The sequence below is a fragment of the Iocasia fonsfrigidae genome, assembly GCF_017751145.1.
In the GTDB taxonomy this organism is placed as follows: Bacteria; Bacillota; Halanaerobiia; order Halanaerobiales; family DTU029; genus Iocasia; species Iocasia fonsfrigidae.
Window position 1 is genome coordinate 2,962,998 of record NZ_CP046640.1, and the last position, 12,971, is coordinate 2,975,968.

At 35.9% G+C, this 12,971-nt stretch carries 8 protein-coding genes; all 8 read right to left on the reverse strand.

The window, feature by feature from the left end:
* Window positions 1–59: 59 nt before the first annotated feature.
* The gene (locus GM661_RS14230; protein WP_230867431.1) at window positions 60–1,679 is read right to left on the reverse strand and encodes an extracellular solute-binding protein; all 1,620 of its coding nucleotides are present in this window, start codon (window positions 1,677–1,679) and stop codon (window positions 60–62) included.
* 163 nt (window positions 1,680–1,842) lie between these two features.
* Entirely contained in the window at window positions 1,843–2,997 is a 1,155-nt protein-coding gene (locus tag GM661_RS14235; protein WP_230867432.1) for a glycosyl hydrolase family 8, read from the reverse strand.
* A gap of 153 nt (window positions 2,998–3,150) precedes the next feature.
* On the reverse strand, window positions 3,151–5,217 hold the full coding sequence (locus tag GM661_RS14240; RefSeq protein ID WP_230867433.1) for an alpha-glucuronidase family glycosyl hydrolase: 2,067 nt from the start codon (window positions 5,215–5,217) through the stop codon (window positions 3,151–3,153).
* Between the two features lie 63 nt (window positions 5,218–5,280).
* Window positions 5,281–7,173 (reverse strand): sialate O-acetylesterase, encoded by a 1,893-nt coding sequence (locus tag GM661_RS14245; RefSeq protein WP_230867434.1) that lies wholly within the window; start codon window positions 7,171–7,173, stop codon window positions 5,281–5,283.
* Window positions 7,174–9,369 (reverse strand): glycoside hydrolase family 3 C-terminal domain-containing protein, encoded by a 2,196-nt coding sequence (locus tag GM661_RS14250; RefSeq protein ID WP_230867435.1) that lies wholly within the window; start codon window positions 9,367–9,369, stop codon window positions 7,174–7,176.
* 165 nt (window positions 9,370–9,534) lie between these two features.
* Window positions 9,535–10,377: a carbohydrate ABC transporter permease gene (locus tag GM661_RS14255; RefSeq protein WP_230867436.1), complete on the reverse strand. Its 843-nt coding sequence runs from the start codon at window positions 10,375–10,377 to the stop codon at window positions 9,535–9,537.
* Window positions 10,378–10,394: 17 nt separating this feature from the next.
* Complete coding sequence (locus tag GM661_RS14260; protein ID WP_230867437.1) at window positions 10,395–11,312, reverse strand: carbohydrate ABC transporter permease; 918 nt, start codon at window positions 11,310–11,312, stop codon at window positions 10,395–10,397.
* A gap of 179 nt (window positions 11,313–11,491) precedes the next feature.
* Window positions 11,492–12,766: an ABC transporter substrate-binding protein gene (locus GM661_RS14265; RefSeq protein WP_230867438.1), complete on the reverse strand. Its 1,275-nt coding sequence runs from the start codon at window positions 12,764–12,766 to the stop codon at window positions 11,492–11,494.
* Window positions 12,767–12,971 lie beyond the last annotated feature (205 nt).

Genomic DNA, 12,971 nt, shown 5'->3' on the forward strand with positions numbered 1-12,971 from the left:
GTACCAAAGTAAAAGCACCCTCAATCTTAAAACCTAATCAACCTTCCCTATTAATTAAGCTATTCAGAGCCCCAGTTTTCAACCCTCCAATCAATTCTCTCCTGATATACCTTTATCTGTTTCTCCATTAACCCAGAGATCCTGTCTGTATATTCCTCCCAGATATCCTCATATTCATCAGGACTACTCATCACAAGTTTTGGTACATATTCACGTATGGTATCTTCTAATCTGGTCTTCTCTATCTGTGCAGGTGAACCCGTTTCCAGTGTAATAGTCCAGAGGGGATAGTAAGGTACTTCTTCACCAGGCCTTGGGTCATTATACAGACCTGTAAAGGATTTGATTCCATATACATCCATGACTTCTTTTTCAGAATCTGTACTACCACCATAGATCATGCTTGGCTGTCTTCTATCCATATAACTATTACCATTTTCATCAAGGCCAATTAGACTTGGAAAAGCATCATAGAAATATTCCCTGCCAAATTTATCTCTAACCCAGTTAGGGTCGTCAAATAATTTCTGCTGTTCCTTGGTTCGATAGTACATACCATTTTCATCAAGCTCATAGTGTTCACCTTCAATACCCCATTGGATTAATATCTGTTTACTTATCAGATAATCAAGATACTTAATAGCTGCTACAGGGTCTTCACAGGCGGTTGTAATACCCATGCCCTGAGTTGTTTGAACATATGGCGTATCACGCACAAACTCCTCTACAGCTTCATCATATACAACTGGAAAGGGAACCATAATACTATCCGGGTCTTCTTGACGCAGGATATTTTGGGCTTTTTCTATCTGCCAGTATTGATTATGTGTACCCAGTACACGTCCCGAACTTATTTTCTCTAAATACTGGTCATAATTGATAACAAATGTTTCTGGATCAACTACACCCTTATTATACATTTCATTCAGCTTCTGGTAATAATAGTGTTCAACAAAACCACCATTATATGGCCTTATAACAAATTTGCCAGCTTCTTTAATAGGTAAAAAAGCTCCTTCATTGGGATAACCAATTAAATGCATCGGACCATTATTGGTAGCAAAATTTCTCCAACTATCATACAGGCTTAGATATCCAATAGTGTCCTGTCCTTTATATGTCGGGTGTTTTTTTTGATAATTTTCTATTAGCTCAAAGTATTGCTCAAAAGTCTTAATAACAGGATAACCTGCCTCTTTTAATACCCTTTTATTGATAAAAAAGCCAACTGCCGGGTATCTTCTTTCACCTGCGCCATAAGGAATAGCCTGTTGGGGAAGATAATAGATATGTCCATCCTCTTTTGTTAAAGACTTCATATGTCTTGCATAATATTTCTTAATATTGGGTGCATGTTCTTCAATTAAATCCTCTAAGGGAATTAAAACACCTGCATCCACAAACTTGTCGGTAAAATGTGCTCCAACTAGCATATCCGGGTATTCCCCACTGGCAATCATTAAACCGACTTTGGTTTCCAGGTCTCCCACCAGATATTCCCTGTTCAGTTTGACACCGGTTTCTTCCCTGATAATATCACCAATTATCGTTGAACCAGGGTAATCAGGCAGTGCCATACTAATAAATACATCAAACTCCTTTAGCTCTCCAGCCATAACAGTACAACTTATTGATATGACCAATACCAGTAATAACAATACAATCCTATACTTTTTCAAAATAAATCCTCCCTTAATTTATTTTAATTCAATTGTATTTGCTATTACACACATATACAACCCTACAGAATATAGGAAACACCTTAATAATTATATGATTTTAATTTTTCTGATATTTTTTGAACAGAATAGTCCTTTCATTATACTGTAACATAATACAAAACTACCAGATACGGTAATTCCCACTTAAAGCTAATAGACTAAAAAAGTATAGGCAATTATCATAATAGCGCCGCTTATCTCTACGCAGAGGAATAATCCAAAATTTGTCCACAGATTTTTTAGCCGCTTCTCCATCTCCAGCAAGAGCAGCCATAGCATTTGCGGCAACCAAAGCAACATTATGTAAATAATCCGGCCTTACAAGTTCTCTGCCATTTAGAGTGTATTTGGTATAATCTTCCTTATTAGCAAAAAAACTCTGGATTTTATTTGCTTCTTCTTTCTGCCATCCATCTGCCCTGAACCATTCATAATCCAGCCCAATATTCATGGCAACACGATAGGAATCACTATAAAAGTGTTGATGTCCCTTTGTCTTTTCCGGACTGCCATCATAATGGGCATACTCTGCAGATAGACCTGTTACAGGGTGACAGGCTTTTCTCAAATATACTCTACTTGCCTCAGCTGCTTCTGACCAAAATTGACGGTCTTCCTGATTACCCAAGTGAGAGAACAATTCATAGAAATGGGGTAAATGATAAGAAGGATCAGTAAAGTTACACTTAGGAACAAACTTAATCAGTTTATTATCTGGATCCCACAGGGGATCTCCTTCTCCTCCATCTTCTCCTTTATGAATAACTTCATGAAGTATATCTTTAGCTTGCTCACTATAATTAAAAGGTTCTGCTCCATCTCCCCAACGATTTGAAGCAAATAATAATGCCATTGCAAAATATTCCTCTCCATCAGGTGCCGGCCCCTGGGCATTCCTACTTCCATCAAGGGCACATGACCAAGCGAAATAGCCTTTATATTTACCGCTATCATGCCACATATAGGTTTTTGTCCACTTCCAGAGACGGTCAAATAACTCTTTTTCATCCATCTGTACAGCCATCATCATTCCGTAGGACATGCCTTCAGTTCTGACATCATTGTTACCAGTATCAGTTATATACCCCATATCATCACTAACTGGGTGATAAAACCTGATATCTTCATCTCCAAAAAATAACTGCTGCCAGGTGTCTTTAACCTTCGCTTCAATCTCAGTTTCAGAATAACCATATTCTTTAAACACATTTCTGTACTCTCCTGTAAAAAAAGCCCCCTTATTATTTGTTCTATCAGCTTTTCTTATCTTAAACACTCCTTCTTAATTTTATATGTTAACTATTCATAAACTCCTTTCAATTTCAAATTAGAATCGGTTTTTACTTAAATATATTAATATGTTAATTTTTTATATTTTCTTATTAAGAATATTAGCTATATCTCTATTATTTTATAAGGTGCTATATTTTTAGTATATTTTCCTATCTAATTCGTCTGGTATACTAGCTTTTCTATAAAAATAGCTGTTAATAACATCTCGCCATTCCTTGGCATGTTCTACCTGTTCACTGAGTCTGGCTAAAATGTTACTGTATCGTTTTTCATCAATTTTATCTTTAAGCCCTTCCCATTTTTTCTTAAGTACAATAGCCTGTTCTACACCAGTAAAATGACTGTCATAAATATGTTGAATTACTGTTTTTCCTGATTTTAGTTGGTGTATATAGGGTACGTGATGAAAGAACAACAATAACTCATCAGGACAAAATTCAATTGATTCATATCTAATGGCATTTTCTTCAAAATACTGTCCGGCATAAGCAGTACCGGTCTTGACAGACCTATCTACTCCAATACCAAAATGATCTGCCCGGTGATATGTCCCCCAGCGAGAATATTCATAGCCATCCACATTAGGTCCATAGTGATGATTTGGATTTACCATCCAACCAATCCCTAATGGTGATGTATAATTCTCATATATTTCCCAGGAATCCAACAGCATCTGGGATATTGTTTCAACTACAACTGGGTCATTACCAAAGGTCAGTCTTACCCATTCATCAGTTATCTCTCCAGAAGAAAGATCAGGATTCCAGGTTAATCTTCCAAAACCATATAAGTTGGATTGAGCCAATGTATGGCCAGTCCAGTTATCATCATCACCTATATTTACTACACCAGCAATCCCGCCATATAACTGGCTAAATAGAGAACCGGCTATTACCTTTTTAACAGTTGACCCCTTACCCCTGGCATAAGTATCAAAATCAAGAACCTCTTTCCACTGTGGAACCAGATAACATAAATGCCTCTGTTGTCCAGTATATTCCTGGGTGATTTGTAATTCTAAAAACTGATTCGTTGCTCCCATAGCCCCAAACAAAGGAGAAACTGGTTCCCTGACCTGAAAGTCCAGGGGTCCATTCTTTACCTGTAATATTACATTCTCAAGAAACTCACCATCCAGAGGTTTAAAGTTATCATAGGCAGCCCGGGCTCTATCAGTTTGATAATCTCGCCAGTCCTGTTGACAATTATAGACAAAACAACGCCAGATAAGAATCCCCCCAAATGGTTTTAATTCCTCTGCCAGCATATTTGCCCCTTCGGCATGATTACGCTTATAAGTAAAAGGTCCTGGCCGGTGTTCTGAATCTGCCTTTACCAGAAAACCTCCAAAATCAGGTATCTCAGCATAAATATCTTCAACCTTATACCCCCACCATTTTCTGACCTCACTATTCAAGGGATCAGCAGTTGATAAACCACCCAATTCTATCGGACTGGCAAAGTTAATGCTGAGAAAGGTCTTAATACCATAATTTCTAAATATATCAGCTAATTTTTTAACCATATCCAGCTTATCATCAATTAACTTAGTTTCTTCCCTATGAACATTAACATTATTAATAACAATACTATTAATACCAATAGAAGCTAGTAAACGGGCATAGTCAATTATTCTATCCAGATTATCTGTTAATTGATTATTATTATAGAAAATTGATTTTCCAGCATAACCCCTTTCAATACTGCCATCCAGATTATCCCAATGATTAATAAACCTTAATGAATTAACTGGATTATTTATAATTTCAATATCATCCAGTTCTTTTTCCATCTGAATCATTCTTAAGAAACTAAAAACTCCATATAATAGTCCCTGATCAGATTTTCCAGTGATAATAATCTTTTGTTGTCCATTTCTTTTTACTGATTTAATAAGAAAACCTTCTTCATTAATCTTAGCTAAGATATCTTTAGAAATTAAATTATCAAGATAAGGATTACCTGACTTGACTACTATTAAAAATGTTTTTTCTTCTGGGGCATCAGCAATCATAGGGTCAATACCTGTTAAGCCTTCTATTCCTTTTATCAGCTCTTCCCTGGCAGATTTAATAACCGGGGTATCCCCAGTTATTACAATTGTTCTTAATAGCTCTCTATAATATTTTAATAATTCCTGTTCCTGAATCTTATTATATCCCAGCCAGCATTGATAATCATTACTCTGATTTCTTCTATTCATTTATTCACTCTCCGTAAAAAAATAATCTTAAGTACCAGAACAAACCATAAATTCACACATTTATCATTTTCTACATAACTCACCAGTTCTAAAAGGTGATGCTGGTAAACCCTCTTTATTATATAAATTTGCATGCTCAGGATTATCAGACCAGGCATAATATACTGCTACCGGGTCTTTAACCTTTTCATTCCATACTATTACTTTATCATTTCTTATCTCTGCCTCAGTTTTATGGGGTTTATTATTGCTATCTACAAGAAAAAATGTTTTCAATTTCCCATCACCTTTAGCTGTAAGTCCGCTACCAATATGATCAAAAGTAAGAATTATTTTCTTGCCTTCAACCTTCATGGAACTGTATATCGGACCTGAGTAAACGATATCTTCTTCACCATATACCCTGAATCGAGCTGCCAGTGCCAGTCTAATCCCTACATCCTTTTTATTCAGGGGATGAAGGTCATTCCATTCCCCTATATCAATTGTTACTACCATTGCTGTATTGGAAACAGATAGTGCTTTTAACTGTGCTTCTCTAATTACAGCCCAGTTACTCTCAGCTGAATAGTCTACATTTTGTCCATAATTAGGCAGCTGTACATATAAAAATGGGAAAATACCCTGTTTCCACTTCTGTCTCCAATCACTAATTAAACTACTAAACAAATCTCTATATTCTTCTGGTCTCAAATCATTTGATTCACCTTGATACCAGATAACACCTTTAATTGTATAACTTAAAAGGGGAGCAATCATTCCATTGAATAAACCAAGCGGTTTCCACTGTACAAATGTAGTCTCCGGTTTTGATTCACATACTGCCCCCACTTTATATCTCCACTCGCCTTTCAAATCTATCATCTCTTCACCAGCAGTAATTTTATATGGTTTATCCTCTACAAAACCACCCTGACCATTATTACAAACTACCCTGATGGCAATATAATTTTTACCTTCTTTTAACAGCCCTTCAGGAATATCATATTTCCTGGGAGGGTACTGATATTCTGTTTTACCAACAACAATACCATTGATATAAGCTGTATCACTGTCAATAATTCTGCCCAACAAAAGCCTTGCAGACCTGTTAAGCATTGATGCAGGTACTTCTACTTCCTTTCTGAGCCAGATAGCCCCATTAAAATTATCCAATCCTAATTCTTCAAAAAAAGCAGGGAGATTAAATGTTGACCATTCACTATCATCATAATCAGAATCATACCATGCCTTTCTTTGATTTAAGAAACCCTGGTCTTTTTCTAATAAATTACTATACCAGTTTTCCTCAGCAAGCTCATCCTTCTGAAGTATACCCTTAACATACTCATCATCTTTAAACTTTTCCACTGATTCTAAATACCCTGGAAAACCCTGTAAGGCATCTTCACTTAACCATGCTTCTACAGGCGAACCACCAACACTGACATTCATTAAACCAATTGGGACCTGATATCTGTCATATAATTCCTTAGCAAAGAAATAGGCAACTGCCGAAAAATCCAGGATGTTCTCAGGGTCTACAGATTTCCATTCACCGCTTTCAAGATCCTGACAGGGGACATTGAAATTATAAATTTGTGGTACATTAAACTGCCTTATTTCAGAATTCCACGCAGTGGAAAGCTCTTCTTCGTATAGATCCCTGACTCTACTGATAGGTATTTCCATATTTGATTGCCCAGAACAAACCCAGACATCACCAATCAAAATATTGTTGATAGTAATAGAATTATTACACCCATCTATAATCATTTTATATGGTCCACCTGCTGGCATAGGAGGCAGGATAAAATCCCAGGTATTATTATTCTTAGCAACTGTACTGTATTCCTTATCCTGGAATAAAACAGTAATCCTCTCACCTTTAGCTGCCCAACCCCATATCTTAATTTCTTTATCCCTTTGTAAGACCATACCATCACTTAATATCCTCGGCAATTTGATTACTTTCATTTAATCAACCAACTCCATTGTCTTACCAGTTAATTCTATATCTTGATATAATACACCTTGACCTGTTAATTTTTTACTTCTCTCATCAGGCTGCTGTCCACCAAGATATATCCTATAGCTGGCTTCTTTTAAGAGGTATCTCCCTTTTTCATCTACAACTGCTAACTGCCGTGGCTTGATATGGAATTCTATATTCCTTTTCTCGCCTGGTTTTAGATGAACCCTTTTGACACCATTTAATTGCCACTTTGGAAGACTAATACTTCTTTCCTGCAGACTAATATATAACTGGACAACCTCATCCCCGGCCACTTCACCAGCATTTTCAACATCTACCTTAATAGTCAAATTCATATCATCACTGATTGCTATTTTTTTACTATTAATTGATAGATTAGAATATTCAAATTTAGTATAACTCAATCCATAACCAAATGGGTATAATGGTTCCTCTTCTAAATATCGATAAGTCCTGTTTTTCATACTATAGTCTCTAAAAGGTGGTAACTGTTCTAAAGACTTAACAAAGGTAAGCGGCAGCCTACCAGCAGGGTTATAAGCACCAAATATTATATCAGCTACTGCTGTGCCCCCTTCCTCACCAGGGTACCAGGCTTCAAGGATAGCCTCAACATTCTCTGCTGCCCAATTGAGCTCAATAGGGCTACCATTTAATAAGACCAATACAATAGGTTTACCTGTTCTTTGGACAGCCTTTAATAATTCAAGTTGGAATCCCGGGAGACTAATATCTATCTTATCTCCCCCACCATCAGAATTAGCAACAGCCCCTTCTTCACCTTCAAATTCAGGTGAGAGCCCCAGACACATGACTACTAAATCAGCCCTTTCAGCTGTGGCAAGCGCCTCAGCAAAACCAGTTGTAGGAGGATTACCCCAGAAAGATTCAGGTGTTTCACCTAAAGCACAGCCTTCTGCATAATATACCCTTGTTTTATCATCTACTGCCTCTTGTATTCCTTCTAAGATAGTGACATATTTTGAAGGTAACCCAAAATAATTGCCGAGTAAAACCTGTTTACTGTCAGCATTAGGGCCAATAACAGCTACAGATTTTAATCCTCTTTTATCTACTGGTAAAAGTGAATCTTCATTTTTTAACAACACCATTGACTCCCTGGCTGTTTCCAGGGCTATCTGTCGGTGTTTTTCACAGTCATTTAACTCATAAGGTATATCATTAAAAGGAACCATTTCCTGGGGATCGAACATACCCAGTTTAAACCTTGTTCGCAGTAACCTTCTGACCGATTTATCGATAGTATCTTCAACAATCAAACCCTTTTCTACAGCAGTTTTGAGGTGTTCAAATACCTTGCCACAGTTAAGGTCACAACCATTATTAACAGCCATTGCTGCTGATTCTTCAGGGCTATTAGTCAACTGATGGTGTTTATGAATATCCTCAATAGCACCACAATCAGAAACATAATGACCTTCAAAACCCCATTCACCCCTTAATATCTTCTGTATTAAGGTTTTACTGGCACAGCAGGGCTCACCATTAGTACGGTTATATGCCCCCATAACAGCTTCTACTCTAGCTTCTTTAACCGCATCACGGAAAGCTGGTAGATATGTCTCATACATATCCTTAGGATCAACAACAGCATTAAATTCATGACGTTCACTTTCAGGCCCACTGTGAACAGCAAAATGCTTGGCACAAGCCGCTGTTTTTAAATATACAGGGTGATCACCCTGTAACCCTTTAATAAAGCTCACACCCAGTCTGCCTGTTAAATATGGGTCTTCACCATATGTCTCCTGACCTCTTCCCCACCTGGGATCCCTGAAGATATTAATATTAGGGGTCCAGAAGGTAAGCCCTTTATAAATACCCCTGTCTTCATGTCTTTGAAACTCATTATATTTAGCCCTGGCTTCATCGGAAATAGCAGAAGCAACCCTGTATAAACGTTCTGGACTAAAAGTAGCAGCCATTCCAATTGCCTGGGGAAAAACTGTTGCTACACCTGCCCGTGCAACTCCATGTAAACACTCATTCCACCAGTTATATTCCTTAATACCTAATCTGCCAATTGCATAGGAATAATAAAGCATTTGAGTAAGTTTTTCTTCAAGTGTTAACCTGTTTAACAAATCATCCAACCTTTCATCTAATGGTACTTCTGGATTTTTATAAATTGCTGTCTTTTCTGTTGATTTACTCATTATTTACCTCCATAATTTACATTTTTATCTTTTTAATGTATTTTCCTCTTTAATTGATCAAAAATTCCTGACTTCCTATGGGGTTTAATGCCTATTATGTTTTCTTCTCCAACTAATAAACTGCGGAGAATAATTACTATTATTAACAGTTATTCTTAATAAAGATTATCCTTTAACACCAGTAGTTGCAATACCTTCAACAAAGAACCTCTGTGCAAAAAAGAATAGAATTGCAAGTGGTACAAGAGATAGAATAGACATGGCAAATAATGAACCCCAACTAACAGCAGCTGCATTATCAAGGAACATTCTCAAACCAAGTGAAATGGTAAAACTTCCAACATCATTAATATAAAGTAATTGATTTAGAAAATCATTCCAGGACCACATAAAGGAAAATAGTCCTATACTGAAAATAGCTGGTTTACAGTTTGGTAAAATTATGTTACAGAAAATTCTAAAGTGGCCACAACCATCAACTATCGCAGCTTCATCCAACTCACGAGGAATACCCCTGATAAACTGTACCATCAGATAGATAAAGAAAGCCCCTGCAAATTGGGCTGCAAATGCTGGGATAGTTAACGGTTTATATGAATTAACCCAACCCAGAGTCGAATATAGCACATACCTTGGTACTAATAGCACCTGTTGTGGTAACATCAAGGTCCCCATCAAAATTGCAAATAGGGTCTTCTGAAAGGGAAATTTCAGTCTAGCAAAAGCATATCCAGCCATTGTTGTACTGATTACTGTACCAATCACTACAAAAAATACTAATTTTAAGGTATTCCAGAAAAATACCCCAAATGAATAACCCGGGATAGCAAACCAACCCTTAATATAATTACTCCACAGCCATTTAGATGGCAAAATACCACCTGGGGTAAATATTTCATTATTTGGTTTTACACTACCTAAGAAAAGCCAGATTAGTGGGTATAGCATAAAAAGTGTAAATAATATTAAAAAAGTATATTTTATTACTTTACTTTTCTTAAAAGCCATTTTATATGATCTCCTTCCTATTCGCTCTCATAATAAACCCAATGTTTAGATGTGAAAAATATTAGTCCGGTTACAACTAAAATTACTAGCAATAGTACCCAGGATAATGCACTGGCATAACCCATTTCTGAAGCCAAAAATGCCTTATTATAAATATGGAGTACCATAAAGAGTGTTTCGTTTATTGGTCCACCGCGAGTAATAATAAAGGCCTGTGTAAAAATTTGAAAAGAACTGATAGTCTGTAATATCAGGTTAAATAATATAACAGGAGATAACATCGGTAGAGTAATATAGAAAAAACGCTGAACCTTATTACCACCATCTATTTCACACGCTTCATATAAGGAACTAGGTATATTTTTAAGCCCAGATAAAAAAATAACCATTGATGAACCAAACTGCCAGACAACTAGTAAAACAAGTACATATAATGCAGTTGAAGGATTGGCAATCCAACTTTTCCCCTGGACACCAAAAACCTCCAGGACATTATTAATCAATCCCCTTGCCCCAAACAACTGTGTCCACATAGCTGCAACAGCTACACTGGTCCCAATTAATGAAGGTAGATATAAAGCGCTCCTAAAGAAATTTGTTCCCTTTATTTTATCATTTAAAATTGCTGCAATAAAAAGAGCAAAAGACAATTTCAAGGGAACAGAAATAAATACAAACTTAAGTGTGACACTTAATGACTTGATGAACTTTCTATCACTAAGTAGTTCTTTATAATTTTTTAACCCAATAAATGTTGATGAAAATAAATTAGTCTTCTGCAGCGACATTATAAATGAACTAATAAATGGCCAAAGAGTGAAGATTATTATTCCAATCAACCATGGAGCAAGAAATAGAAAGGCTATCATATATTCTTTGCGCTTATTCCTGTTCTTTATAGACATAGACCTGTTATTTATAATATTAGCTTTCATAACACCCATCCTTCTAATGTAATTCTTTAAAAATAATTAAACAGTATAATTCCCTTTTTAATTAAAGACCATAAGACTATTTTAATTAACAGTTTGTTTTTAAAAATATGGGCCTATAGTTAATACAAACCCATATTTTAATTTTATTTCTTAAATTAATCCATTAATAAGAAAATTAATTAGTCATTAATAGAGTTCATAAATTCATCTGCACCTTCTTCTACACTCATCTGCCCAAAACCAATCATCTGGCTAATTTCAGGTAGAATAATAGGTCCTAATTCTCCATTTCCACCTGGACCAGCATAAGCCATTTTTAAATCTCTTTCAAGAATTTTATCTACAACTGACATAACTTTTCTATCAATGTCATTTAATTGTGCTCCAGATTTTAAGAGGGTGGCTCGCTGTACATCTGTGGGTAGAACTCCCCTACAATTCTTCAATATTTTGGCTGCTTCCGGACTAGTAGTAAACCATTCAATAAATTTGGTGGCTTCATTTACATGCTTAGAATTTTTAGAAACTGAGAATATTAAACCAGGTCTAGCAAGGTCTCCGTTTTCTCCATTTTCTCCAACAGGTAATGGTACTGGTTGTAAATCATCAGTAGTTTGGTCTTGATACCTTCCGAAAGTTCCTGCAAAATTAATCTCAAAAGCAGTTACACGTTGTATTAGTAACGAATTGGCTGAAAAATCATTCATTGATGAAATATCAACAGGAGCTACAGCGTTACTCTTCCTTAGGTCAACAAAGAATTGTAAGAAGTCTTGAATATCTTCTTTTTTAATAGTAAATTTCTCGTTATTGAAAGGAAAAGCATCTTCATAACCTAATTTAGAATAACCATAGTATTTTAATATATCGAAACCCATACCCTCAATATTAGCTGTAAAATCAGCTGCACCATAAACTTCTCCATCAGATTTTTCATAAACCTCTTTGAATTTGGCTACCATGTCATCCCATGTATAAGGTGCTTTTAATGGCTCTACTCCCAGTTCTTTAAGGAGAGTTACATTCTGGTTTAAGACAATTCCATTAACAGATAGGTTAACACCGTACATTTTCCCATTAAAAGAACAAGCCTCTACATATTTAGGGTTATGACCACTAACATCTACCATTCCAGTAATATCCACCATGCCATCTGCGTCTTCTAAATCCGAATACCATTCCATTACAGTTGTAAAGATATCAGGTGCATTACTAGCCATTATCTGTGAAAACAGCTTATTCCTGTATCCTTCAAATCCTGAATATTCTGGTATAATATCTATATCTGGATTCATTTCTTCATACCGTTCAATTGCTTCTAATGTATTTCTATGCCTTGTCTCTGAACCCCACCATGACATCCTTAATTCAATTTTTTTTGCTGCAAAACTAGTCAGTGATAAAGATAGAATTGACAAAACAACCATAGAAATCATTAAAAATTTCCTATACATTTAATTAGTCCCCCTTTTATTTAAATTCACTTTCACATATCCTCAACTAAAAAACAACTAATTATAACTTTTTATATATAAATTGTCCCTATTCACCCCCCTATAACATTAGAACCTTACAACTTCTTGATTACCAAAACCGGTTTTGGTTTATCCGAAAATATATTAAATAGAAAAACTCCTGGTCATCTACCCACTTTTCAAA